The sequence below is a fragment of the Phyllobacterium sophorae genome, from assembly GCF_003010965.1.
Lineage (GTDB): Bacteria > Pseudomonadota > Alphaproteobacteria > Rhizobiales > Rhizobiaceae > Phyllobacterium > Phyllobacterium sophorae.
In genome coordinates, this window is record NZ_PGGM01000001.1 from 347,234 (window position 1) to 370,440 (window position 23,207).

Sequence of the window (23,207 nt, forward strand, 5' to 3'; positions counted from 1 at the left end):
GGCAATCTATATGATTTTGGTATTTCGGCAGAAGATCGAAGGCCGTAACGAACTTTGGGATGAATGGCAGGCGACATGGAATATTTGGACTTTGGAACGATTTTTTTCTTCGTGGCGGCAGTGGTGATCTTCCTCCAGCTGCGCAAGGTCCTTGGCCGGCGCACCGGCAACGAACGCCCTCCATTCAATCCTTATACGCGTACCGCCGAAGTCGATGACAAGACAAAGCCAGGCGACAATGTCGTTTCCCTGCCGCGGCGTGGTGAAGTGAAGGAGAGCAGCTTCGAAAAAGTTGATGCGATCGCGAAGCCCGGCACGCCGCTGAATGACGGTTTGCGTGCGATTCAGAACGTCGACCCTTCGTTCGAACCCTCAAAATTCCTTGAGGGCTCGAAGATGGCCTACGAAATGATCGTCATGTCATTTGCCGACGGCGATCGCAAGACACTCAAATCCTTGCTGTCCCGCGAAGTCTTCGACGGTTTCGTCGCTGCGATTGCTGACCGGGAATCGCGCGGTGAGAAAGTGCAGTCGTCGTTTGTCGGCATCAACAAGGCGGAGATCATTGGTGCGGAGATGAAGGGCACCGAGTCCCACGTCACCGTCCGAATTATCAGCGAGCTGATTTCGGCAACGCTCGACAAGGACGGCAACGTGATCGATGGCGACAAGGAATCCGTTGCCGAGGTCAAGGATGTCTGGACCTTCGCCCGTGACACACGTTCGAAAGATCCCAATTGGAAGCTGGTCGCGACCGAAGCCGAAGATTGATCAGCGATTGAGACGTAATGGCCATGCTGTCACCCCTGTTCAAGCCGGTGGATTTCAAAGACTGTCCCGGCTGGGATGACGACAGGCAATTGGAAGCCTTCGGTGCGTTCGTTCGATCGGCGGAGCGTGTCCGCGAAAAGCCCTACAAGTCCGGCGCACTCGGTATCAGTTTCGAGGCACTCGCTCCCATTTTTGCTGATTCACGTGAAACATTGGTCGAAACCGATCAGCAGGCACGGCATTTTTTCGAGAAATGGTTTCGTCCCGCTCTCGTAACAAGTACTGAACCAAACGACGGTTTCGTCACCGGTTTCTACGAACCGCAGGTCATTGCCTCTCCCGTTCGCACCGAGCGGTTTGCGGTTCCGTTTCTCCGCCGCCCTGACGATCTCGTTGATGTCGATGACAGCAATCGACCCGATGGGCTTGATCCCTATTTTGCCTTTGCCCGGCAAACGCCAGCAGGACTTGTCGAATATTTTGACCGTCCTGCAATTGAAAGCGGCGCTCTGAACGACCGGGGCCTGGAAATCGCGTTCGTCGAAAGTCCTGTGGACGCCTTCTTTGTGCATGTTCAGGGCGCGGCTCAGTTGAAGATGACCGATGGGACCCTGTGCCGCATCACCTATGCAGCGAAGACGGGGCATCGTTTTACCGGGATTGGCAAGATCCTGCTCGACAGCGGCGAGATTGCGCTTGAAAATATGTCCATGCGGTCGATTCGCAGCTGGCTTGCCGATCATCAGGAAAAAGCCCGCGCGCTCATGTGGAACAACCGGTCCTATATTTTCTTCCGCGAAGCCGACGTGGAGGACGAGTCGCTTGGCCCGATTGCTGCGGCAAAGGTGCCGCTGACCGCCGGCCGGTCGCTCGCCGTTGATCGGCTGCTGCATACGTTCGGGACGCCATTCTACATCCACGCCCCCGATCTGAAGGCTTTTGGTGGCGACTGCTTTGCCCGTCTGATGATTGCCCAGGATACCGGATCGGCCATTGTCGGTCCCGCACGCGGCGACCTATTCGCCGGTTCCGGTGATGCTGCAGGTGAGATCGCGGGTGGTATCCGCAACAAAGCCGATTTCTATGCTCTGGTTCCGCGTTCGCTTCTGGCTCAACAGCAATGAAGAAGAAGGTGGTTCAAGACGAGTTTGCTACACTGGAAGACCGGATCCTCTGGGAAACGGTAGCAAAGACCGCGCGTCCGCTGAAGGGCAAGGAAAAGCCGACCTTCCTGATCGCCATGCCAAAGCAACCGGCGCCACTTCATCCGTCGGCCCCTGGTACCGCCAGACCCGCAGCATCGCCCGCGCCAAAGCCTGGCCTTCAACCTGCCCATCGCCTGCACCCCATCGATCGGCCGACGCACCGGAAAATAGCAAAGGGCCGCGTCGATATTGAAGCCCGGATCGATTTGCATGGTCTCACCCAAAGCGAGGCCTATGGTTTGCTTCTTGGATTCCTGCAGCGCGCGCATCTGCGAAAGTTGCGCCATGTCCTGGTGATCACCGGCAAGGGATCGTCCATGGGCAGCGACGGGGTGCTGCGTCTGGCCGTGCCCCTATGGTTCGCAACGCACGCCTTCCGCATCCTGGTCAATGGCTATGAAGATGCAGCGCGTAATCATGGCGGAACCGGCGCAATCTATGTGCGTATGCGCCGGCCAATGGAGATGCCATGACCCCGTTCGGCGAGAAACTCCGAGACCTGCGTGCCGAACGTGGCATTTCGCAAAAGGACATGGCCAAGGCAATCGGTGTATCTGCGGCATATCTTTCGGCACTGGAACACGGAAAACGTGGTCAGCCAACATGGGACAAGCTGCAGCGCATTATCCAGTATTTCAATATTATCTGGGACGAAGCAGAAGAGCTGCAACGATTGGCGATGATATCGGACCCCCGCATCACGATCGATACGGGTGGTCTTTCACCCGTAGTGACGGAACTTGCCAATCTCCTGGCGGCGAAAATCCGCGAGATTGACACAGACATGGCCAAGAGCCTGATCCAGAAGTTGAAAACCTTGCCGGAAAAACGCAGACGCTAGGTCCTTCGATCAGAAAAGCGTCTGCAACTGATTGATCTTTTCGTTGACCAGCCAGCCATAATAGTTCTCTTCCGGCAGTTGGAGCGCCTCACCGTTAGCGAGCCGGGCCGCATTGGCATTGGCCAGCGCATGCGCGCGGCTGTCCGCGCCACCGGTATTGTAAAGGGTCGCGGTGATGCCCGGATTATTGGAGATGTCGAAATCAGCGATGCGGCGATAGACGTCGATCGAATGTTTCAGTGCTGCCGCCATGTAGGGCAGCGTCAGATCCGGGTCCATGATCGTCTTGTAGACATCGGCGGCATGGTCTGCATCGAGCTTTGGCAGGCCGGAATAACGGTTGACCATGTCGGTCATTTGCAGGGCAATCAAAGGGCTGAGCTGGCCAAGGCCAAAGCTCTGTCCCGCGTAAAACGGCTGGAAGAATACGGCACTGAATCGCTTGTCGGGGAAGCCCTTGCCGTCGACAGTCTTGCCACGGAAGTCCTGTTCCCAGACATCTTCGCGGCAGGTCCAGAGCCGCAGGCTATCCTTGAACTGCGCACAAGAGGCGAATTGCGGCCGCTTGACAAACGTACCAATGCTCTCGCCCTGGTAGTCGAAGCTTAAACCCTGCTGCACGTAGGAAATTGCCTTTACATAATAGGTTTGCAAGCGGTCATAGGCGTCAACATTATAGGTGTGTTCGCCAATAAGCGCGCCGACGATATGAACGGGATCGATGCCGTAGGTGCGGGCAACGCTGGCTATCTTCGACCGCAGTTTGGAATCGCTTTTCAATAGATTGTAAATCTTCTCATACTTCGCTTCGTAGGTCGTGTTCATCTCGCGCGTCCGCTTGGCGGATGCGGCGGGAACGCCGGGCTGGCTCGCGTTGCGGTTGCCTTCCGGCACGACAGTTACGGCTGCAGCCGGTTGCATGGCGGAGAGCAAAAAACAACTTGTCGCGAAAAGGATCAGGTGGCGTTTCATCATCGGTCCAAAGTTTCGGTCAGGCGCTCCGAATAACGTCTTGCTTCTCCGAAAGCCAGAAAAACCTCACCGCCAGCATTGCTGAATCGCAAGAATGCCCCCTCGCAGCTCAAGGGGGCATTGGTCACATGCGATGCGTCACCCTAGAGGATGAAGCGCGACAAATCCGCATTTTTGGCGAGATCTCCAACGGTCTCGCGGACATATTTGGCATCGATTGTATGCTCGGCACCGGATTTATCTGGTGCATTGAACGAAATGTCGTCGAGCACACGTTCCATCACCGTCTGCAGGCGCCGCGCACCGATATTCTCCACCGTCGAATTGAGGTCGACGGCGATATCCGCCAAAGCGTCGATCGCATCATCGGTAATGTTGAGCGTAACCTCTTCGGTCGCCATCAATGCAATATATTGCTTCAGCAGGCTGGCTTCCGGCTCGGTCAGGATACGCCGCATGTCATCGCGCGTCAGGGCGCTGAGTTCGACACGGATCGGGAGACGCCCCTGCAATTCCGGCAGAAGGTCCGACGGTTTGGAAACATGAAAAGCGCCTGACGCGATAAACAGGATATGGTCGGTCTTGATCGGACCGTATTTGGTCGCGACCGTTGTTCCTTCCACCAGCGGCAGCAAGTCGCGTTGGACACCTTCACGTGACACGCCGGCTCCGACGCCGCCATCACGAGCGGCGATCTTGTCGATCTCGTCAAGGAAGACGATGCCATCATCCTCGGCCGACCGCAACGCTTCCTGAGTAATCTGTTCCTGATCGAGCAGCTTGTCCGACTCGTCATTGATCAGCACGGAATAGGATTCCTTGACGGTGGTCTTGACGGTTTTGGTTCGTCCGCCCATGGCCTTGCCCAACATGTCGCTGAGATTGAGCACACCGATGTTGGCGCCCGGCATACCCGGAAGCTCGAAATTTGGCATACCCGAACCGGTATCCGCGACTTCGACCTCGATTTCCTTGTCGTCGATAAGTCCGTCGCGCAGCTTCTTGCGGAAGCTGTCGCGTGTCGCCGGGCTCGCGGTCTTGCCAACCAGTGCATCCAGCACACGCTCTTCCGCATTCATATGCGCCTTTGCCTTCACCTCTTCGCGTTTCCTTTCACGCACAAGGCCGATAGCGACTTCTACCAGATCGCGGATGATCTGCTCGACGTCCCGGCCGACATAACCGACTTCGGTGAACTTGGTCGCTTCCACCTTGATGAAGGGTGCTCCAGCCAGCTTGGCCAGGCGGCGGGAAATTTCCGTCTTGCCGACGCCCGTCGGTCCGATCATCAGGATGTTCTTTGGCATGACCTCTTCGCGCATCTGGCCTTCCAGCTGCTGGCGGCGCCAGCGATTGCGCAATGCGATGGCGACGGCACGTTTTGCGTCATTCTGACCGATAATGTAGCGGTCGAGTTCAGAGACGATTTCGCGGGGGGAAAATGTTGTCATTGTATTCTCGTTTCATCTGGCCATAGTTCAGGATTGTCTCGCGCCATTAACAGGGCGGGACCGTAAATTGATGTGCGGGTGTCGAAAGCAATGAAGCCCGCCTTCTTGTATGCCTTGATAGCCTGCTCGTTGGCGGGATCCGGATCGACGATCACGCGAGGCACGCCTTCTTCAAACAGCAGCGATACGAACTCGTCGAGCAGCCGGGCCCCATGGCCCTTGCCGATCAAATCGGGTTCACCGATGAACTGGTCGAGGCCGAGCGTACCGGTCGGCTGATCTTGGTACGGATGATCATCTTCCAGATGTGGGTCATAGGTCTGGAGATAACCGATGGCTTCGTCGCCAAGCATGATGATAAACGGCTCGACCGAGACGCTGTCCAAATGCTCCACAATCGATGCCATCTCATCCTCGGGATCTTCGCCCCACCATTTCGCCACATGCGGTTCTGCCAGCCAATCCGAGATCATGTTCAGGTGGCGTGGCTCAACCGGTATGAAGCGATAGTGGTAGTCGGACTCATTCGGCATCGATGGTCTCGAATGTGACGCTCGTGTTCGTGTAAATGCAGATGTCGGCAGCAATCTGCATGGCGCGGCGGGCAATCTCTTCAGCGCTCAAGTCCGTATCAGCGAGCGCCCGTGCAGCCGCCAGCGCATAATTGCCGCCGGAACCGATAGCCATGATACCATGCTCAGGCTCGAGCACATCGCCGGTGCCAGTAAGAGCCAGCGTCACCGACTTGTCCGCGACAAGCATCATCGCTTCGAGACGGCGCAGATATCGATCGGTCCGCCAATCCTTGGCAAGCTCGACGCAGGCGCGCATCAGCTGATCGGGATATTGTTCGAGTTTGCTTTCAAGCCGCTCAAGCAGGGTGAAGGCATCGGCGGTTGCGCCAGCAAAACCGGCTATGACGTTTCCTTTGCCGATGCGGCGTACCTTGCGGGCATTGCCTTTCATGACGGTGTTGCCGAGACTGACCTGTCCGTCACCGGCGATGACCACCTTACCGTTCTTGCGGACGGTGACAATCGTCGTGCCATACATCGTCGAGGGATTGTGTTCTTGCATATTCAGCTCCTTCAAGCGGATTCGATTATGCTCCAATTGGCTGCAGATCGAACCCCTTATGTGACACTTATGTATGAAGCAGCCACGGAATTGCAAATGGCCATTCGAAGCTGCGCCATCAAAGCATTTGGAGATTCGCCGTTCGTGTTTTAGAAGGCCTCAATCAAGCTTCCAGAACCCAAGGGGCGGGAAACAGCAATGACCAACGTCAGCACACGCAGTGCCAGGATCGAGCGTAGTACCAAGGAAACCAGTATTGCCGTTTCGGTCAATCTGGATGGGACAGGCAGATTCGACATTTCCACCGGCGTTGGCTTCTTTGATCATATGCTGGAGCAGCTCTCGCGTCATTCGCTGATCGACATGGACATCAAGGTGAAAGGCGATCTGCATATCGATGACCACCATACGGTCGAGGACACAGGCATCGCCATCGGACAGGCTATCGCCAAGGCGTTGGCTGACCGGCGTGGTATCAACCGCTATGCTTCCCTTGATCTCGCCATGGATGAAACGTTGACACGTGCCGCGCTCGACGTCTCGGGACGGCCTTTTCTCATATGGCAGGTGGAGTTCTCAAGCCCGAAGATCGGAACATTCGATACGGAGCTGGTGCGGGAATTTTTCCAGGCACTGGCGCAGAATGCCGGTATCACCTTGCATGTGTCGACCCTCTATGGTGCCAATAATCACCATATTGCCGAGACCTGTTTCAAGGCGGTTGCGCGCGCGCTGCGCAGCGCCATCGAAACCGATCCGCGCCAGAAGGATGCCATTCCTTCAACCAAGGGCACGCTGAACGGCTGACGAGAGGGCTGAGACATGGCCAGTTTCCTTGTATTGGCACCACGGCCCCAGAATGGCCAGCGTGACGACGACAGCACTGTTTTCATACGGGATGGTTTTGCCTTCCTGGCTTTCGTGCTGCCGGTCCCTTGGCTGCTGGTGCACCGGCTATGGTTCGAGGCGGCGCTCGTGATGGGATTGACGGTCGTGATTTCAGCTGTGGGCAATTTGACCGGTCACGACAATATGGCGGCCTTCGCCACGGCGCTGCTATCGCTTTTGGTGGGGTTCGAGGCGAATAACTGGCGGGCGTCGCGGCTTGAACGGCGCGGGTTTGAACAGATAGGAATTGTTGATTCAGACAGTGCGGCGGATGCCGAAACCGCATGGTTTCTCGGGCCGAAATTCGCCCCGGCAATGATGCGGCAGGAGGCGGCTGGTCCCAAAGTGGTTATGCCGCCGCTTCGAGGCGGACCAAATCCGGTACTCGGTAGCATGGTGGGGCTGGTCAGCCACCGGGGAGACAATTGAACATGCGTGTCGCCATAATCGATTATGGTTCCGGTAATCTTCGATCGGCCACCAAGGCTTTCGAACGGGCAGCGCGGGAAAGCGGCATCAATGCGACGATTGATCTGACCGACGATGCATCTCGGGTGCGCACCGCCGATCGTATTGTCCTGCCGGGCGTTGGCGCCTACGCCGATTGCCGCCGCGGGCTTCATGCTGTCGAGGGCATGGTCGATGCCATTCACGAGGTGGCGGTGGAAAAGGCACGGCCATTCCTTGGCATCTGCGTTGGCATGCAGTTGATGTCGTCGCGCGGTCTGGAGAAGACGATCTCCACCGGATTCGACTGGATCAAGGGTGATGTCCGCGAGATGGTGCCATCAGATCCAGCGCTGAAGATTCCACAGATTGGCTGGAACACCATACGTCTCACTCGTCCGCATCCGCTGTTCGATGGGATCAAGACGGGGCCGCAGGGCCTGCACGCCTATTTCGTCCATTCCTATTTTCTTGATGCCGAGATTGAAAATGACGTGGTTGCCGTCACTGACTATGGCGGGACAGTCACCGCTGCCGTAGCCAACGACAATATGGCCGGGACGCAGTTTCATCCGGAAAAGAGCCAGGCGCTGGGCCTCGCCCTCATTGCCAATTTTCTGAGGTGGAATCCGTGATCCTTTTTCCTGCAATCGATCTGAAAGACGGTCAGTGTGTGCGCCTCAAGCTTGGCGATATGGATCAGGCCACGGTCTACAATGCCGATCCAGCTGCACAGGCCAAAGCTTTTGAGACGCAAGGCTTTGAATGGTTGCATGTGGTCGATCTGAACGGTGCCTTTGCCGGTCAGTCGGTCAACGGTGCTGCGGTTGAGGCGATTCTCAAGGCCACGAAAAATCCTGTACAACTTGGCGGCGGTATCCGCACGCTCGATCATATCGAGGACTGGCTGGCAAAGGGGCTCTCCCGTGTCATTCTTGGGACGGTCGCCGTTCGCGATCCGGCGCTCGTTATCGAGGCCTGCAAGCATTTTCCCGGCAAGGTGGCGGTTGGCATCGACGCCAAGGGCGGCAAGGTTGCCGTTGAAGGCTGGGCGGAAGCCTCGACACTCGGCGTTGTCGAGCTGGCGAAGAAGTTCGAAGGCGCTGGCGTCGCTGCGATCATCTATACGGATATCGACCGCGACGGTGTTCTCGCCGGCATCAACTGGGAATCGACGCTGCAACTGGCAGAGACAGTCGCCATTCCGGTCATCGCGTCGGGCGGCCTTGCCTCGATCGCCGATATCGTCCGCATGACCATGCCGGATGCGAAGAAGCTTGAAGGCGCGATCTCTGGCCGCGCGCTCTATGATGGCCGGATTGACCCAGCGGAAGCGCTGCAGGTCCTTCGCGAAGCACGGGAGCGCGCCGCATGACCCTCAAAGCCCGTGTTATACCCTGTCTCGACGTGAAAGACGGACGTGTCGTCAAGGGCGTCAACTTTGTCGATCTCATTGACGCCGGTGATCCTGTCGAGGCGGCGAAGGCCTACGATGCAGCAGGGGCGGATGAGCTCTGCTTTCTCGACATCACCGCTTCGTCGGATAATCGCGAGACGATTTTCGATGTTGTCGCCCGCACGGCCGAGCAATGTTTCATGCCGCTGACGGTCGGTGGTGGGGTGCGTACTGTTGGCGACATTCGCAAGCTGCTGCTCGCAGGCGCCGACAAGGTTTCGATCAACACAGCGGCAGTGAACAATCCTGAGTTTATTGCCGAAGCGGCCGACAAGTTCGGCAATCAATGCATTGTCGTTGCCATCGACGCCAAGAAAGTGTCACACGCGGGCGAGACAGACCGCTGGGAGATCTTCACCCATGGCGGACGGCAGGCGACGGGTATCGATGCAGTGGAATTTGCCCGCAAGGTGGTCGATCTCGGCGCAGGCGAAATCCTACTGACCTCGATGGACCGGGATGGCTCGAAGATCGGGTATGATATCCCGGTGACGCGCGCCATTGCCGATGCGGTTCGTGTGCCAGTAATCGCATCGGGCGGCGTCGGCAATCTCGATCATATGGTCGAAGGCATTCTCGAGGGTCACGCTTCGGCCGTGCTGGCCGCATCGATTTTCCACTTTGGCACCTATACGATCAGCGAGGCGAAAGCCCATATGGCGGCAGCGGGTATTCCGATGCGCCTCGACCCCGTCCGCTGAATGGAGAAATGCTTTCATGACCGCATTCACCCTCGCTGATCTCGAACGCATTGTGGCGGAACGCGTCGCCTCAGCGGATGTCAAATCCTATACGGCCAGTCTCTACGCCAAGGGCATTGGCAAGGCCAGCCAGAAACTGGGAGAAGAGGCGGTTGAAACCGTCATTGCAGCGGTTTCCGGCGACAGGCAGGGTGTTGTTTCGGAAAGTGCAGATTTGCTCTATCATCTCATCGTCGTTCTCGGGATTTCCGGCATAAAGCTTGAGGAAATCTTCGAGGAACTCGACCGGCGGACGGCTCAGACCGGAATCGAAGAAAAAGCCGCGCGAGGACATGACTGATCATGTTCAAAGCACCGGCATTCGTACGGCAGACGGAAGGGGAAGTCGTGGATCAGTTGGCACCCAGCGAGTTTTCGCCCTACCGGTTCTTCAGCGCCGAGCGCTGGGCAGAATTTCGTGCCGACACGCCAATGACGTTGACCTATGACGAGGTCAAGCGTCTGCGTTCTTTGGGGGACCCGATCGATCTCGATGAGGTGAGCCGGATTTATCTTTCGCTGTCGCGGTTGCTTTCCGCACATGTGGAGGCAAGTCAGCTGCTGTTCTACCAGCGCCGGCAGTTTCTCAACACCGGCGACGCCTTCAAGACGCCGTTCATCATCGGCATTGCCGGTTCGGTGGCGGTCGGTAAATCCACCACCGCGCGTGTCCTGAAAGAATTGCTGGCCCGCTGGCCATCGAGCCCGAAGGTCGATCTGGTAACCACCGACGGGTTCCTCTATCCGAACGAGGTCCTTCGCGCCAAGGGCCTGATGGAGCGCAAGGGCTTTCCGGAGAGCTATGATGTCGGCATGGTCCTGCGCTTCCTGTCGCAGATCAAGGCCGGCCAGCGCAATGTCAACGCGCCGCTCTATTCACACCTGACCTACGACGTGCTGCCGGGTGAATTTCAAACAGTGGATGCACCCGATATACTGATCTTCGAGGGCATCAACGTACTTCAGGTTCGCGATCTGCCCGAAGACGGCAAGATGGTACCGTTCGTCTCGGATTTTTTCGATTTTTCCATCTATATCGATGCGGATGAAGAGCAGATCCACAAATGGTACATCAGCCGTTTCATGCGGCTACGGGAAACGGCGTTCAAGGATCCGAGCTCATTCTTCCATCGCTATTCGACTATTTCGGATGATTCTGCCCTCGCTATCGGCGAAAGCCTGTGGGCCAACATCAATCTGAAGAATTTGAGGGAAAACATCCTTCCGACCCGGCCGCGTGCTGATCTGATCCTGTGCAAGGGCGACAATCACCTCGTCGAGGAAGTCGCGCTCAGGAAGCTGTGACGCGGCGCAAAGTGAGATTTATCCGCCCTGGGCTCTTCAGCAGCGTCGACGTGCCCGGATAAATACGATCGACACCATGGAACGCCAGACGGCCCTCGCCACCGAGAACAATCACATCGCCGCTTGATAGCCGTATCGACTGTGTCTTGTCTTTGCGATTTGCACCGCCGAAGCGGAACAGGCAGGCGTCGCCGAGCGACACGGAAACGACCGGCGCCTGAAAGTTTTGCTCGTCACGATCCTGGTGCAGGCCCATCTTTGCCGTTTCCGAATAGAAATTCACCAGGCAGGCTTCCGGCGGCAGCGGAAAGTCACCGACCGCCTGCCACAGTGCCAGCAGGCGCGGCGGAATGGCCGGCCAAGGCTTCTGCGTCACCGGATGCCGCGCTTGATAGCGGTAGCCCGACTCCTTGTCGGTGACCCAGCCAAGCGGGCCGCAATTGGTCATGCGCACGCTCATTTCCTTGCCGGTTTTCGGCATGGCTGGGACATAGAGTGGTGCTTCAGTGACGACACCTCGGATGTCCTCCACCAGCACGGCCTGTTCGGCCGGATCGAAATGATCCGGATAGTAGCGAATGCCGGGTGCAAGCAGGAGCATCGGATTGGGCGCGGCTTTCGAAAGCAACGGCCCGGCTGCAAGCAGAGCCGGGCGATTGCGTAAGGGTTAGACTCAGTCGAGCGGCGGGATACGCAGTACCTGACCCGGATAGATCTTGTCGGGATGGCTCAGCATCGGCTTGTTGGCTTCGAAGATAACCGTGTTCTTCGCGCCTTTGCCTTTGCCATATTGGGACTCGGCGATCTTCCACAGATTGTCGCCTTTCTTCACCGTGTAGAACACGGCTGCCTTGGTGACGGAACCGGTGGTTGTCTCATCAACCTTCAATCCGTCAGTCTCTACCTTGGAGATACCGAGCGAGTTACCAACGGCAATGATGGCCTTTTCAAGAATTTCCTGGTTGGTGACATTGCCTTTCAGGACTGCCTTGTCGCCTTCAACAACGACCTGGACATTGTCCGTGCCAAGCTTGTGCGAATCCAGCTCTTTCTTCAGCGCCTCTGCGTCGGGCTCGTCATCGCCGATGCCGATTTTCTTTCCTACGGATTTAACGAAATCAAATAGTCCCATGTCTGGCTCCTTGTTGATTGTTCAAACCGACAGATGCTGTTGTGGCACTCCGCGAAGAGCTTGAAAAGCCGAGAATAACGGGCGCAGTTAATATTAGGGACGCGCGCTCAATCTCCTTTGACCCTGCCACGCATTTTTTTCACATCGGCACGGCCGGATTTTGCTTTGAGGCGGCGTTCGATGGAGCCCTTCGTTGGCCGCGTCTTCTTGCGGGGCGGCGGCGGTGGTTCAGCCGCCTTCGCAACCAGCGCAATCATGCGTTCGAGCGCATCCTGACGGTTGCGTTCCTGTGTCCGAAAGCGATTGGCTTCAATGAGCACATCGCCATCCTTGGTCGCTTTCTGGCCGGCAAGCTTTATCAGCCGTGCAAACACATCATCCGGCAGCCCCGCTCGCGCGGCCAGAAACCGCAATTGCACCGCTGTGGAGACCTTGTTGACGTTTTGTCCGCCAGGACCAGCCGAGCGAATGAAATTTTCCTCCAGATCGTCCTCGTCAATCCAGATTCGATTGGTGATTTTTATTCGGCTCCGGCTCTCTTCCATGACTGGATTGGTAAACCAAACTTTGATTCGAGCAAAGCATCAGAAAATTGCCGCATATGCAAAAGGCCCCGTTGTTTGCAACGGGGCCTTTTGGATTGTCAGGATTGCCGTGGAATTACTCCGCGGCGACCGGTGTGTGCGGGGCAGCGGCCTTGATATCGCTATCGACGTGACTTTCGAACTTGCCGAAATTGCGAATGAACATATCGACCAGCTTGTTTGCCTGAACATCGTAGCCGGCCTTGTCCACCCAGGTCGAACGCGGATCTAGAATGGCCTCATCGACGCCTGGCACGGAAACCGGGACAGCAAAGCCGAAATTCGGATCCGTGCGAAACTGGACATTCTTTAGCGAACCGTCCAGCGCCGCCGTCAGCAGTGCGCGGGTGGCCTTGATTGGCATGCGCTTGCCTGTCCCGTAAGCGCCGCCGGTCCAGCCCGTATTCACGAGCCAGCAATCGACGCCGTGATCGGCAATGAGCTGGCGCAGGAGATTGCCATATTCCGAGGGGTGACGCGGCATGAACGGGGCGCCGAAGCAGGTTGAGAACGTCGCCTCTGGCTCGGTCACGCCGCGTTCGGTGCCGGCGACCTTGGCGGTATAGCCGGACAGGAAGTGGTACATGGCCTGCGCCGGGGTAAGCTTAGCGATGGGCGGCATTACGCCAAAGGCATCAGCGGTCAGCATGATGATGTTCTTTGGGTGCCCGGCCTTGCCGGACTTCGATGCATTTGGAATGAAATCGAGTGGGTAGGCGCACCGCGTGTTTTCCGTCAACGAGCCGTCATTGAAATCCGGCTGGCGGTTTTCATCGAGAACGACGTTTTCAAGTACGGTGCCGAAACGCTGGGTCGTTGCAAAGATTTCCGGCTCGGCTTCGGCGGAAAGGCGAATCGTCTTGGCATAGCAGCCGCCCTCGAAATTGAAGACGCCGTGTTCGCCCCAGCCATGCTCGTCATCGCCGATCAATGTACGGCTCGGATCGGCCGAAAGTGTCGTCTTGCCCGTGCCCGACAGGCCGAAGAAGACAGCAGTGTCGCCATCCGGGCCTTCATTGGCCGAGCAATGCATGGGCATGACGCCCTTGGCCGGCAGAGTGTAGTTAAGTGCGGTGAACACCGATTTCTTCATCTCGCCCGCATAGGCCGAGCCACCGATGAGCACGATCAAACGCTTAAGATCGACGGCGATAACCGTTTCCGTCCGTGTGCCATGTCTTGCCGGGTCAGCACGAAATGACGGCAGGTCGATAATGGTCATCTGCGGCACGAAGCTTGTGAGCGATCCCCGCTCCGGACGGATCAGCAAGTTGCGAATGAACAGCGAATGCCAGGCGAATTCGGTGATCACACGAGTGTTCAGTTTGTAATCTTCATCGGCACCGCCGACCAGATCCTGGACGAACAGTTCTTTGCCTTTTGCCTGCTCCATGAAGTCCGCGTAGAGGAGCTCGAAAGCCTCAGGCGACATGGGTGAATTGTTTTCCCACCAGACGTGATCTTCGGTTGATCCGTCGCGGACAACAAACTTATCCTTTGGCGAACGGCCGGTATGCTGGCCGGTGCGGGCAACAAGTGCACCCTGTGCCGTCAGTTCTGCCTCACCCCGGCGCAATGTCTCCTCATAAAGCTCTGCCGCTCCGAGATTATAATAGACCGCCGAAAGCCCCTTCAAGCCTGAGGTGCCGAGCGCGATCGCCGCGTTGTGAATACCGGTCTCTCTAGTCATGTGTCCGCCGTTGTTAAGATGGTTCAAGGGTCAAGTTCGGATCATGCCGCACCTCGCATCTTCCAACGGGAATGCGGTCATACTTGGTCAAAAGCAGAAAAATTGAATACTATCAAATGTTTAATCGATTTAAAGAATTTAAATTTTTTTAAATCGGTTTAAATAAGAGAAATTTCCGCGATTCTTCCGTGTGCGTAAAAGTAACCAAATGTGGTGAAGATGACATCACTCGCGAACTGTGCCACATTTTGTACCTAATTTGTCCGGCACAAGCAGCCTCAATGTAATGGCACAAGGAAAGGCAGGGCATGAGGGAAGTACCCGCAATGCAGACAATCGCGCTCGTCGATGACGATCGCAACATTCTGACCTCCGTATCGATCGCGCTTGAATCCGAAGGCTACCGGGTCGAGACTTATACCGATGGCGCGTCCGCGCTCGATGGTTTGATGGCCCGTCCGCCAAATCTTGCCATATTCGATATCAAGATGCCGCGGATGGATGGGATGGAGCTCTTGCGCCGCCTGCGCCAGAAATCCGATCTGCCGGTGATCTTCCTCACATCAAAAGATGACGAGATCGACGAACTCTTCGGCCTTAAGATGGGCGCCGATGATTTCATCACCAAACCGTTCTCACAGCGGTTGCTGGTCGAGCGGGTCAAGGCAGTCCTGCGCCGTGTCGCGGCGAGGGATACCGTGGTGAAGCCCGGCAGTCCCCAGGCAAAATCACTTGAGCGAGGCCAACTCGTTATGGATCAGGAACGTCATACCTGTACCTGGATGGGCGAGCCCGTCACTCTCACCGTAACAGAGTTCTTGATCCTGCATTCCCTGGCCCAACGACCCGGTGTCGTCAAAAGCCGTGACGCTTTGATGGATGCGGCCTATGATGAACAGGTCTACGTGGATGATCGCACCATCGACAGCCACATCAAGCGACTGCGCAAGAAGTTCAAGGTCGTCGATGACGATTTCGATATGATCGAGACCCTCTATGGCGTGGGCTATCGTTTCCGCGAAACCTGATATTGTTTGCGGGCGAATATTGCTTAATGCATGACGCGGAACCAGCCTGAGCTTTCACAGGCACGTTATCCGCGCTAAACAAGGTTGTCTCAACGCGCCGTGAATGCGATGAGGCAACGCAATTTACAAGTTTCTGAGGCAGAAATGGTAGCCGGGCTTCAAAGCGGCAATATTACGCGCAAGAGCGCCGTTATGCGCCGGAAGCGTTCGCTTGCCTTGAGGCGCTTCTTCAAGCCGCTTAATCGCGTCTTCGGCAATTACCTGTTTTCAAGCCTTACCCGGCGAATTCTCTTTCTCAATCTCGCTGGCTTGGCAGTCCTTTTGTCCGGCATAATGTATCTCAATCAGTTTCGCGACGGACTGATCGATGCGCGCGTCGAAAGCCTGATGACACAGGGAGAGATCATCGCCGGCGCAATCGCCTCGTCGGCAACGGTCGACACCAACTCCATTGCGATCGATCCCGAAAAGCTCCTGGAACTACAGGCGGGTCAAAGCCTGACCCCGTCGCCGGACGTTCTGGACAATCTCGATTTTCCGATCAATCCGGAACGTGTGGCGCCGGTCCTGCGCCGGCTGATTTCGCCGACACGCACCCGGGCCCGCATTTACGATCGTGACTCGAACCTCCTGCTCGACTCCCGCCATCTTTATTCGCGCGGCCAGGTGCTGCGCTACGAGCTTCCGCCGATCGATGGCGAGGAGCCCAGTTTCTTTGAGCGTCTGACCAACCGGATGACGCGGCTTCTCCGCCGAAGCGACTTGCCGATTTATCAGGAACAGCCGGGCGGTAACGGCTCGTCCTATCCCGAAATCGTCAAGGCCCTGACCGGCTCACCGGCCACCGTTGTGCGCATGACGGAAAAAGGCGAGCAGATCGTCTCGGTCGCCGTGCCCATCCAGCGCTTCCGCGCGGTGCTTGGTGTGCTGCTGCTTTCGACAGAAGGCGGTGACATCGACAAGATCGTTCAGGGCGAACGCTTCGCGATCATCCGCGTGTTCACGGTTGCCGCGCTGGTCATGGCTATCCTGTCGCTGTTTCTGGCTTCGACCATCGCCAATCCGCTGCGCCGTCTTGCGGCAGCTGCCGATCGGGTCCGCCATGGCGTAAAGAACCGCGAAGAAATTCCCGACTTCTCCGAGCGTCAGGACGAAATCGGCCATCTTTCCACATCGATCCGCGACATGACCAATGCGCTATACGCCCGGATCGAATCAATCGAGAGTTTTGCGGCGGATGTCAGCCACGAGTTGAAAAACCCGCTAACTTCGCTGCGCAGCGCCGTCGAAACGCTGCCGCTCGCCAAGAACGACGAGTCGCGCAAGCGGCTCATGGACGTGATTCAGCACGATGTGCGCCGCCTCGACCGTCTGATCACAGATATCTCCGATGCATCACGGCTCGATGCCGAACTCGCGCGTGAGGATTCAGAACATGTCGATCTGAAATTTCTGCTCGGCAATCTCGTCACTGCGGCGCGCGAGGTCAGGCGCAACAAAAAGGACACGCGGATCGAATTCGTGGTTGGCAAGCTTCCGAACAACAAGAAGGGCTTCTACGTTGTCGGTCATGATTTGCGCCTGGGCCAGGTCGTCTCCAACCTGATCGAGAATGCACGCTCCTTTGTTCCGGAAGAAGATGGCGTCATTACAGTCACGCTTCAGCATATGGGCGACCGTATCCGCATTCTGGTCGATGACAATGGCCCGGGCATCCGCGTTGAACAGATCGACCGGATATTTGAGCGGTTCTATACGGACCGGCCTTCTGGCGAAGCCTTTGGCCAGAATTCCGGGCTCGGCCTGTCCATCAGCCGTCAGATCATCGAGGCCCATGGCGGCACGCTAAACGCCGAGAACATTATCGATCCCAAGGATCCGGACAATTATCTCGGCGCGCGATTTATCGCTATCCTCCCGGTCGAGGTCTGATGGAAAAGCAAAGTGGTGAACTTTTGCACGCGACCGCTGTTCTGGTCGGCGACCGCGGCGTTCTGATCAGTGGGCCCTCGGGGTCGGGCAAATCGTCGATTGCGCGCGCTCTGATGGACAGGGCGTCGACCAGGGGGCTGTTTGCAGCATTGATCAGTGATGATCAATGTCAGATTTGGCGAGCGTCGGGACGCCTGATGTGCACCGCCCCCGCCGCGTTGCAAGGCGGATTGGAGGTCCGCGGTTCAGGCCTTCATTCTGTGGATTTTGAGACGGCCGCGGTCATACATCTCGTTGTTGAATTGATCGAACGAGATCATGCGGTTCGATTTGCGGATGGCGCCACGGCACAACTACAGGGTGTCGCGATCCCACACCTTCTTCTACCAAAACGGGAAATCGAGGCTGCCTGCCGTGCTGTGGAAGCGAGACTTTTTTGCCCCCAGTGGAAAAAATAGCTTAACAATCCAAATAGTTGACCTATTAAGCTGCGAGAAAATGACCCTCTGTCTTGTTAACGCCATTTTTCCACTTGCCTTCACGATTCGTCCTGCCAGAATGCGACACCTGCCAAACGGGGCATTCAAGGCGCAGACAAAAGCCCAATCCCAAGGGGCTGGCGCGACAGGAGCAGTTTCAGAATGATCGGACTCGTGCTTGTGACGCACGGAAGACTGGCTGAAGAATTTCATCATGCCGTGGAGCATGTTGTCGGCCAGCAGGAATATCTGGAAACCGTATCAATCGGTGCAGATGATGATATGGAGCAGCGCCGGCGGGATATCGTCGATGCCGTGGCCCGGGCTGACAATGGCTCGGGCGTTATCATCCTGACAGATATGTTTGGCGGAACGCCTTCCAATCTGGCGATTTCCGTGATGGAGTCAGGGCGGATCGAAGTCATCGCCGGAGTTAATCTGCCGATGCTGATCAAGCTTTCCAGTGTCCGCGTTACCAATGACATGGCGGCGTCGTTGCGGGAAGGCCAGGATGCGGGACGGAAATATATCAACGTGGCCAGCCAGGTGCTGACAGCCAAATAGGGTTATGCCCCATAGAGGTAATAAATGCGCCTGACTGCTGAAACGACCGGCACATTTGATCCGGACAATGCCCTTGTGGAGTCATTCGAGATCATCAACCGGCGCGGGCTGCATGCGCGCGCCTCGGCAAAGTTCGTCCAGCTGGTTGATGGCTATGATGCCCACGTCCGTGTCGAAAAGGATGGCATGACGGTTGGCGGCACATCTATCATGGGTCTGATGATGCTTGCAGCCTCCCCGGGCTGCTGTATCAAGATCAGCGCTTCCGGACTTCAGGCGCCTGAAGTGATGAAGGCTCTCGGCGCTTTGATAGCTGATAAATTCGGCGAAGAAGCCTGACGTCGAACCATATCTCAAGGGCAATATCGCGGCTAAATCCATCGCCACCATATGCACGCATAAGGATTTCTTTATATCCCATTGTGCGTTGATCCCTAATCTGCTAGTCAACGGCATCTCCGGTCGCCTCTAAACGCGCGGCCAAATGGAACACACAAGACGGAGCTGACTTAGATGGCCGAGAAACAGGACTACATCGTCAAGGACCTTGAACTGGCTGCTTGGGGCCGCAAGGAAATCGAAATCGCCGAAACCGAAATGCCTGGCCTGATGGCCAGCCGCGAAGAATTTGGCACGTCGCAGCCGCTTAAGGGTGCCCGCATTACCGGGTCCCTGCACATGACGATCCAGACCGCCGTCCTGATCGAAACCCTGCAGGCACTCGGCGCCAAGGTCCGGTGGGCATCGTGCAACATCTTCTCGACCCAGGATCATGCCGCTGCAGCTATTGCTGCAACCGGCACGCCGGTCTTCGCCGTCAAGGGCGAGACTCTTGAAGAGTATTGGACCTACACCGATCAGATTTTTCAATGGCCGGATGGCCAGCCTTCCAATATGATTCTCGATGATGGCGGCGACGCCACCATGTACATCCTGATTGGCGCACGCGCGGAAGCCGGGGAAGACGTCCTGTCCAACCCGGGCAGCGAAGAAGAAGAAATCCTCTTCGCGCAGATCAAGAAGCGCATGAAGGAAACCCCGGGCTTCTTCACCAAGCAGCGCGATGCGATCAAGGGCGTGACTGAAGAAACCACGACCGGCGTCAATCGTTTGTATCAGCTGCAGAAGAAGGGCCTACTGCCTTTCCCGGCGATCAACGTCAACGACAGTGTCACCAAGTCGAAATTCGACAACAAGTACGGCTGCAAGGAATCGCTGGTTGACGGTATCCGCCGCGCCACCGACGTCATGATGGCTGGCAAGGTTGCTGTTGTTTGCGGCTACGGCGACGTCGGCAAGGGTTCGGCCGCGTCGTTGCTTGGGGCCGGCGCTCGCGTCAAGGTGACGGAAGTCGATCCCATTTGCGCACTGCAGGCCGCGATGGACGGTTTCGAAGTGGTAACCCTCGAAGATGCGGCTCCAACGGCCGACATCATCATCACCACAACCGGCAATAAAGATGTCATCACCATCGATACCATGCGCAAGATGAAGGACATGGTGATCGTCGGTAATATCGGCCACTTCGACAACGAGATCCAGGTCGCCGCATTGCGCAATCTGAAGTGGAGCAACATCAAGCCTCAGGTCGATATGATTTCGTTCCCGGACGGCAAGCGCTTGCTGCTCCTTTCCGAAGGAAGGCTGCTTAACCTTGGCAATGCAACAGGTCATCCAAGCTTTGTCATGTCAGCCTCGTTCACCAACCAGGTTTTGGCTCAGATCGAGCTATACAGCCGCGGTGAACAGTACAAGAATGAGGTTTACGTCCTGCCGAAGCACCTGGACGAAAAAGTCGCCCGTTTGCATCTCGACAAGCTCGGCGCGAAATTGTCGGTTCTTTCCGAAGAACAGGCTGCCTATATCGGTGTAACGCCGAGCGGCCCGTTCAAGTCGGACCACTACAGATATTGATCTGATCAGTATATACCCACAAGATATGGAAGCCGGAGAATTGACAAATTCTCCGGCTTTCTTTTTTGCACGCAGTTCTTCCCGTCGATTCGCTCAAGGTTTATTGTAGTGATTCGGGATGGCGTTGTTTCGGATGGGCCAAGTGGTTGAAAAATCGCGAGGATCGAAGCAACCACATTCGTCAGGATGGGGCTGATATGACGATTGGTGAAGGTGATGTTCGCAGTAAACATGCAGCATACGGACGACCTGTGCTGAGAAAGTTGCGGACACTGCTTGCCAGTGCGAGTTCGGCAATGCCCATTGTTTTGGCCGCTTCATCTGCCGCGCACGCCCAGGATGCGCTGGGTAAAATCAACACGCCATTCGGTGTGGAGGTGGGCACATTCGAAGTCGTGCAATTCGCGATGTTTCTCGGCGCCATGGGCGCGGCGCTGCTCTCGGCGGGTTGGCTGATCCGTGAGCGCAGCCGCATTGCCAATGAAAATCGCCAGCTACGCGACAAGGTCGCAGATCTCAATGTCACCGTTCAGCGCAATGAGGCCATGCTCAATCTCAAGGACCAGCGCATAATCGTCTGGGAAGGCGCTTCAAGCACACCAAATCTTGTCGGCACCCTGCCGCCCGAGATCGGTGTTCCGGAGGCGCGGGCACTATTCCTGGCTTTTGGCCGTTGGCTCCAGATCGACTCGGCGACATTGCTTGATCGCTCGATCTCGGCATTGCGCGAAAAGGCGCGGCCGTTTGATATTGCGATCGAGACTTCGAAGGGCGCACCGCTGGAAGTTCAAGGTCGCACCTCCGGCGGCTATGCTATCGTCCGCTTCATCAATCTCGGGGAGGCGCGGGCGGCACAGGCGTTGCTCAAGACCGAGAATTATCAACTCAGTGAAGCCGTCGGTACGCTGCGCGGGCTCCTGGAGGCGGTTGATATGCCGGCCTGGCACCGCGATGGCGATGGCCGTCTTACCTGGGTGAACATGGCTTACGCCAAGGCGGTGGACGTTCGCGACGCGCGCACTGCAGTCAGCGATGCGCGTGAACTGTTTGGTTCGCAAGCCCGCGAGCGCATTGAGCGGGACAAAGCAGCGAACCGTCGATTCCACGATCAGCTATCGACGGTCGTCGGCGGAGACCGTCACGTCTTCCGGGTGACAGACGTTGCCGGTAGCGCCGGCTCCGCAGGGCTCGCGGCCGATATCAGCGAAATCGAATTGATTCGCGAAGAGTTCAAGCGAACCGTGCTAAATCATTCGGACACGCTGGATCAGTTGAATTCTGCCGTCGCGATGTTCGACGCCAACCGCAAGCTGCAATTCTTCAATCAGGCCTTTGCCAAGCTATGGGGGTTGGAAACAGCTTTTCTTGAGAGCAGCCCCGACAATGCCATGCTGCTCGATCGCTTCCGCAGCGACGGCATACTGCCGGAGCAACCGGACTGGCGGCGTTGGAAAGACCAGGTTCTAGCGGCCTATCACTCTGTCGAGTCGCAGGAACATGTCTGGTATCTGACTGACGGCCGCACGCTGCGTGTCATCGTCAATCCGCAGCCGAAGGGCGGTGTCACATGGGTCTTCGAGAACCTGACGGAAAAGCTCGAACTGCAGAGCCGCTATAACACACTCATCAAGGTTCAGGGCCAGACACTGGATCACCTCGCTGAAGGCGTTGCCGTATTCGGCTCCGATGGCAAGATCCGCCTCTCCAATCCCGCTTTTGCATCGTTGTGGTCGTTGAAACGCGAACAGATCGCCGAAGGCTTGCATATTTCGGCGATCCGCCGGCTGTGCGAGCCTGTCTCGGACGCTGCTCACTGGGAAACCTTCGTCACGACGGTCACCGGTTTCGATGACGAACGTCAATCGCTCTCCGGCCATATCGAACTCAGCACCGGCAAGATCCTGTTTTACGCGACAGCGCCGTTGCCGAACGGCCAAACCATGCTCACTTTCGTCGACGTTACCGACTCAGTCCAAGTTGAGCGCGCATTGAAGGAAAAGAACGAGGCGCTGGAAAGAACGGATGAACTGAAGAACGATTTCGTGCAGCACGTATCCTACGAACTGCGCTCGCCTCTGACCAACATCATTGGCTTTACCGAACTTCTGCAGACGCCGATGACCGGACCGCTCAACGATCGCCAGCGCGATTACCTCGATCACATCGGCACCTCCTCTTCGGTATTGTTGACCATCGTCAATGATATTCTGGATCTTGCCACCGTCGACGCCGGCATTATGGAGCTCGACATAAGCGATGTCTCGGTCACAGATGCCGTGACGACGGCCTCCGAAAAGGTCGCCGAGCGGTTGAAGGAGCATAATATCCTGCTGGATATTCGCATCGAGCCTGGAACAGGCTCCTTTCGTGCCGATGCCAGCCGTGTCAAACAGGTCCTGTCAAATCTGCTGAGCAATGCCGCCAATTACGCTCCGGAAGGTAGTACGGTGACGCTCGCTTGCCGGCGGGAGCAGGCCGAAATGGTCTTCAGCGTACACGACAGTGGCCCTGGCATGCCTGATTATGTCCTCGACAGCATTTTCAAACGCTTCCAGCCCTATCCCAATGGCGGGCGCAAGCGCGGCGCCGGGTTGGGACTTTCAATTGTGAAGGGATTTGTCGAGCTGCATGGCGGCACGGTCGATATCAGCAGCGCCGCCGGGATGGGTACGCAGGTTACTTGTCGCTTCCCCCTGGAGGCGCGGACATTCAGCATCGCTGCCGAATAAGG

The 23,207-nt window shown here is 56.8% G+C and carries 26 protein-coding genes; 18 read left to right on the top strand and 8 right to left on the bottom strand.

What is annotated here, in order from left to right; translation table 11 throughout:
- The first annotated feature begins 75 nt into the window (after positions 1-75).
- The 4 genes from CU103_RS01755 to CU103_RS01770 are packed head-to-tail and all read left to right on the top strand — an operon-like array spanning position 76 to position 2,817.
- Positions 76-771 (top strand): Tim44/TimA family putative adaptor protein, encoded by a 696-nt coding sequence (locus CU103_RS01755; RefSeq protein ID WP_106662607.1) that lies wholly within the window; start codon positions 76-78, stop codon positions 769-771.
- A 23-nt stretch (positions 772-794) separates the two neighbouring features.
- Positions 795-1,895, top strand: coding sequence for a murein transglycosylase A (gene mltA / locus CU103_RS01760; protein ID WP_106662608.1), 1,101 nt, complete (start codon positions 795-797; stop codon positions 1,893-1,895).
- Entirely contained in the window at positions 1,892-2,449 is a 558-nt protein-coding gene (locus tag CU103_RS01765; RefSeq protein WP_106662190.1) for a Smr/MutS family protein, read from the top strand. The genes mltA and CU103_RS01765 overlap by 4 nt, the downstream gene beginning before the upstream one ends.
- Positions 2,446-2,817, top strand: coding sequence for a helix-turn-helix domain-containing protein (locus CU103_RS01770; protein ID WP_106662191.1), 372 nt, complete (start codon positions 2,446-2,448; stop codon positions 2,815-2,817). The genes CU103_RS01765 and CU103_RS01770 overlap by 4 nt, the downstream gene beginning before the upstream one ends.
- A gap of 9 nt (positions 2,818-2,826) precedes the next feature.
- Here the strand turns inward: CU103_RS01770 and CU103_RS01775 are convergent, their stop codons facing one another.
- From CU103_RS01775 to hslV, 4 genes are all read right to left on the bottom strand, one after another.
- Positions 2,827-3,789 (bottom strand): DUF1402 family protein, encoded by a 963-nt coding sequence (locus tag CU103_RS01775; protein ID WP_106662609.1) that lies wholly within the window; start codon positions 3,787-3,789, stop codon positions 2,827-2,829.
- 143 nt (positions 3,790-3,932) lie between these two features.
- A complete protein-coding gene (hslU, locus tag CU103_RS01780; RefSeq protein ID WP_106662192.1) occupies positions 3,933-5,240 on the bottom strand; it encodes an ATP-dependent protease ATPase subunit HslU in 1,308 nt (435 codons plus the stop codon).
- Positions 5,237-5,773 carry a GNAT family N-acetyltransferase gene (locus CU103_RS01785; RefSeq protein ID WP_106662193.1) on the bottom strand — a complete coding sequence of 179 codons (537 nt, stop codon included), beginning with the start codon at positions 5,771-5,773 and terminating at the stop codon, positions 5,237-5,239. The genes hslU and CU103_RS01785 overlap by 4 nt, the downstream gene beginning before the upstream one ends.
- Positions 5,763-6,317: an ATP-dependent protease subunit HslV gene (gene hslV / locus CU103_RS01790; RefSeq protein WP_106662610.1), complete on the bottom strand. Its 555-nt coding sequence runs from the start codon at positions 6,315-6,317 to the stop codon at positions 5,763-5,765. Before hslV ends, CU103_RS01785 begins: the two co-directional genes overlap by 11 nt.
- A 198-nt stretch (positions 6,318-6,515) precedes the next feature.
- On the opposite strand from hslV, the gene hisB reads away from it, so the two are divergent.
- Genes hisB through coaA form a run of 7 tightly spaced genes read left to right on the top strand, consistent with a single transcriptional unit; the run spans position 6,516 to position 11,153 of the window.
- A complete protein-coding gene (hisB, locus tag CU103_RS01795; protein ID WP_106662194.1) occupies positions 6,516-7,124 on the top strand; it encodes an imidazoleglycerol-phosphate dehydratase HisB in 609 nt (202 codons plus the stop codon).
- Positions 7,125-7,139: 15 nt separating this feature from the next.
- Positions 7,140-7,634, top strand: a complete 495-nt coding sequence (locus CU103_RS01800) for a DUF2628 domain-containing protein (RefSeq protein WP_106662195.1) — start codon at positions 7,140-7,142, stop codon at positions 7,632-7,634.
- 2 nt (positions 7,635-7,636) lie between these two features.
- A complete protein-coding gene (hisH, locus tag CU103_RS01805; protein ID WP_106662196.1) occupies positions 7,637-8,287 on the top strand; it encodes an imidazole glycerol phosphate synthase subunit HisH in 651 nt (216 codons plus the stop codon).
- The gene (gene hisA, locus CU103_RS01810; RefSeq protein ID WP_106662197.1) at positions 8,284-9,027 is read left to right on the top strand and encodes a 1-(5-phosphoribosyl)-5-[(5-phosphoribosylamino)methylideneamino]imidazole-4-carboxamide isomerase; all 744 of its coding nucleotides are present in this window, start codon (positions 8,284-8,286) and stop codon (positions 9,025-9,027) included. Before hisH ends, hisA begins: the two co-directional genes overlap by 4 nt.
- A complete protein-coding gene (hisF, locus tag CU103_RS01815) occupies positions 9,024-9,809 on the top strand; it encodes an imidazole glycerol phosphate synthase subunit HisF (RefSeq protein WP_106662198.1) in 786 nt (261 codons plus the stop codon). Before hisA ends, hisF begins: the two co-directional genes overlap by 4 nt.
- A 16-nt stretch (positions 9,810-9,825) precedes the next feature.
- On the top strand, positions 9,826-10,149 hold the full coding sequence (locus CU103_RS01820) for a phosphoribosyl-ATP diphosphatase (protein ID WP_106662199.1): 324 nt from the start codon (positions 9,826-9,828) through the stop codon (positions 10,147-10,149).
- A 2-nt stretch (positions 10,150-10,151) separates the two neighbouring features.
- Positions 10,152-11,153 carry a type I pantothenate kinase gene (gene coaA / locus CU103_RS01825; RefSeq protein ID WP_210203696.1) on the top strand — a complete coding sequence of 334 codons (1,002 nt, stop codon included), beginning with the start codon at positions 10,152-10,154 and terminating at the stop codon, positions 11,151-11,153.
- Here coaA and CU103_RS01830 read toward each other — a convergent pair.
- The 4 genes from CU103_RS01830 to CU103_RS01845 form a co-directional block, all read right to left on the bottom strand.
- Positions 11,140-11,754, bottom strand: coding sequence for an alpha-ketoglutarate-dependent dioxygenase AlkB family protein (locus CU103_RS01830; RefSeq protein ID WP_106662612.1), 615 nt, complete (start codon positions 11,752-11,754; stop codon positions 11,140-11,142). The two genes, coaA and CU103_RS01830, sit on opposite strands and share 14 nt — an antisense overlap.
- 72 nt (positions 11,755-11,826) lie before the next feature.
- Entirely contained in the window at positions 11,827-12,285 is a 459-nt protein-coding gene (lysM, locus tag CU103_RS01835; protein ID WP_106662200.1) for a peptidoglycan-binding protein LysM, read from the bottom strand.
- A gap of 107 nt (positions 12,286-12,392) precedes the next feature.
- Positions 12,393-12,830 (bottom strand): alternative ribosome rescue aminoacyl-tRNA hydrolase ArfB, encoded by a 438-nt coding sequence (gene arfB, locus CU103_RS01840; RefSeq protein ID WP_106662201.1) that lies wholly within the window; start codon positions 12,828-12,830, stop codon positions 12,393-12,395.
- Positions 12,831-12,945: 115 nt separating this feature from the next.
- Positions 12,946-14,559: a phosphoenolpyruvate carboxykinase gene (locus CU103_RS01845; RefSeq protein ID WP_106662202.1), complete on the bottom strand. Its 1,614-nt coding sequence runs from the start codon at positions 14,557-14,559 to the stop codon at positions 12,946-12,948.
- Between the two features lie 308 nt (positions 14,560-14,867).
- Here CU103_RS01845 and CU103_RS01850 point away from each other — a divergent pair, with 308 nt between their 5' ends.
- From CU103_RS01850 to CU103_RS01880, 7 genes are all read left to right on the top strand, one after another.
- Entirely contained in the window at positions 14,868-15,587 is a 720-nt protein-coding gene (locus CU103_RS01850) for a response regulator transcription factor (RefSeq protein WP_162707175.1), read from the top strand.
- Between the two features lie 144 nt (positions 15,588-15,731).
- Positions 15,732-17,519: a sensor histidine kinase gene (locus CU103_RS01855; RefSeq protein ID WP_106662204.1), complete on the top strand. Its 1,788-nt coding sequence runs from the start codon at positions 15,732-15,734 to the stop codon at positions 17,517-17,519.
- On the top strand, positions 17,519-17,977 hold the full coding sequence (locus CU103_RS32710) for an HPr kinase/phosphorylase (protein WP_106662205.1): 459 nt from the start codon (positions 17,519-17,521) through the stop codon (positions 17,975-17,977). The genes CU103_RS01855 and CU103_RS32710 overlap by 1 nt, the downstream gene beginning before the upstream one ends.
- Positions 17,978-18,160: 183 nt before the next feature.
- Positions 18,161-18,562: a PTS sugar transporter subunit IIA gene (locus CU103_RS01865; protein WP_100000814.1), complete on the top strand. Its 402-nt coding sequence runs from the start codon at positions 18,161-18,163 to the stop codon at positions 18,560-18,562.
- 24 nt (positions 18,563-18,586) lie between these two features.
- Entirely contained in the window at positions 18,587-18,901 is a 315-nt protein-coding gene (locus CU103_RS01870) for an HPr family phosphocarrier protein (protein WP_106662206.1), read from the top strand.
- A 174-nt stretch (positions 18,902-19,075) separates the two neighbouring features.
- Complete coding sequence (ahcY, locus tag CU103_RS01875; RefSeq protein WP_106662207.1) at positions 19,076-20,476, top strand: adenosylhomocysteinase; 1,401 nt, start codon at positions 19,076-19,078, stop codon at positions 20,474-20,476.
- A gap of 197 nt (positions 20,477-20,673) precedes the next feature.
- The gene (locus CU103_RS01880) at positions 20,674-23,205 is read left to right on the top strand and encodes a sensor histidine kinase (RefSeq protein WP_106662613.1); all 2,532 of its coding nucleotides are present in this window, start codon (positions 20,674-20,676) and stop codon (positions 23,203-23,205) included.
- Positions 23,206-23,207 lie beyond the last annotated feature (2 nt).

Excerpts from the sequence above, each read along its gene's own strand:
- CU103_RS01755 (WP_106662607.1), top strand. The coding sequence starts at position 76 with ATGGAATATTTGGACTTTGGAACGATTTTTTTCTTCGTGGCGGCAGTG.
- mltA (WP_106662608.1), top strand. The coding sequence starts at position 795 with ATGCTGTCACCCCTGTTCAAGCCGGTGGATTTCAAAGACTGTCCCGGC.
- CU103_RS01765 (WP_106662190.1), top strand. The coding sequence starts at position 1,892 with ATGAAGAAGAAGGTGGTTCAAGACGAGTTTGCTACACTGGAAGACCGG.
- CU103_RS01770 (WP_106662191.1), top strand. The coding sequence starts at position 2,446 with ATGACCCCGTTCGGCGAGAAACTCCGAGACCTGCGTGCCGAACGTGGC.
- CU103_RS01775 (WP_106662609.1), bottom strand. The coding sequence starts at position 3,789 with ATGAAACGCCACCTGATCCTTTTCGCGACAAGTTGTTTTTTGCTCTCC.
- hslU (WP_106662192.1), bottom strand. The coding sequence starts at position 5,240 with ATGACAACATTTTCCCCCCGCGAAATCGTCTCTGAACTCGACCGCTAC.
- CU103_RS01785 (WP_106662193.1), bottom strand. The coding sequence starts at position 5,773 with ATGCCGAATGAGTCCGACTACCACTATCGCTTCATACCGGTTGAGCCA.
- hslV (WP_106662610.1), bottom strand. The coding sequence starts at position 6,317 with ATGCAAGAACACAATCCCTCGACGATGTATGGCACGACGATTGTCACC.
- hisB (WP_106662194.1), top strand. The coding sequence starts at position 6,516 with ATGACCAACGTCAGCACACGCAGTGCCAGGATCGAGCGTAGTACCAAG.
- CU103_RS01800 (WP_106662195.1), top strand. The coding sequence starts at position 7,140 with ATGGCCAGTTTCCTTGTATTGGCACCACGGCCCCAGAATGGCCAGCGT.
- hisH (WP_106662196.1), top strand. The coding sequence starts at position 7,637 with ATGCGTGTCGCCATAATCGATTATGGTTCCGGTAATCTTCGATCGGCC.
- hisF (WP_106662198.1), top strand. The coding sequence starts at position 9,024 with ATGACCCTCAAAGCCCGTGTTATACCCTGTCTCGACGTGAAAGACGGA.
- CU103_RS01820 (WP_106662199.1), top strand. The coding sequence starts at position 9,826 with ATGACCGCATTCACCCTCGCTGATCTCGAACGCATTGTGGCGGAACGC.
- coaA (WP_210203696.1), top strand. The coding sequence starts at position 10,152 with ATGTTCAAAGCACCGGCATTCGTACGGCAGACGGAAGGGGAAGTCGTG.
- CU103_RS01830 (WP_106662612.1), bottom strand. The coding sequence starts at position 11,754 with ATGCTCCTGCTTGCACCCGGCATTCGCTACTATCCGGATCATTTCGAT.
- lysM (WP_106662200.1), bottom strand. The coding sequence starts at position 12,285 with ATGGGACTATTTGATTTCGTTAAATCCGTAGGAAAGAAAATCGGCATC.
- arfB (WP_106662201.1), bottom strand. The coding sequence starts at position 12,830 with ATGGAAGAGAGCCGGAGCCGAATAAAAATCACCAATCGAATCTGGATT.
- CU103_RS01845 (WP_106662202.1), bottom strand. The coding sequence starts at position 14,559 with ATGACTAGAGAGACCGGTATTCACAACGCGGCGATCGCGCTCGGCACC.
- CU103_RS01850 (WP_162707175.1), top strand. The coding sequence starts at position 14,868 with ATGAGGGAAGTACCCGCAATGCAGACAATCGCGCTCGTCGATGACGAT.
- CU103_RS01855 (WP_106662204.1), top strand. The coding sequence starts at position 15,732 with ATGGTAGCCGGGCTTCAAAGCGGCAATATTACGCGCAAGAGCGCCGTT.
- CU103_RS32710 (WP_106662205.1), top strand. The coding sequence starts at position 17,519 with ATGGAAAAGCAAAGTGGTGAACTTTTGCACGCGACCGCTGTTCTGGTC.
- CU103_RS01865 (WP_100000814.1), top strand. The coding sequence starts at position 18,161 with ATGATCGGACTCGTGCTTGTGACGCACGGAAGACTGGCTGAAGAATTT.
- CU103_RS01870 (WP_106662206.1), top strand. The coding sequence starts at position 18,587 with ATGCGCCTGACTGCTGAAACGACCGGCACATTTGATCCGGACAATGCC.
- ahcY (WP_106662207.1), top strand. The coding sequence starts at position 19,076 with ATGGCCGAGAAACAGGACTACATCGTCAAGGACCTTGAACTGGCTGCT.
- CU103_RS01880 (WP_106662613.1), top strand. The coding sequence starts at position 20,674 with ATGACGATTGGTGAAGGTGATGTTCGCAGTAAACATGCAGCATACGGA.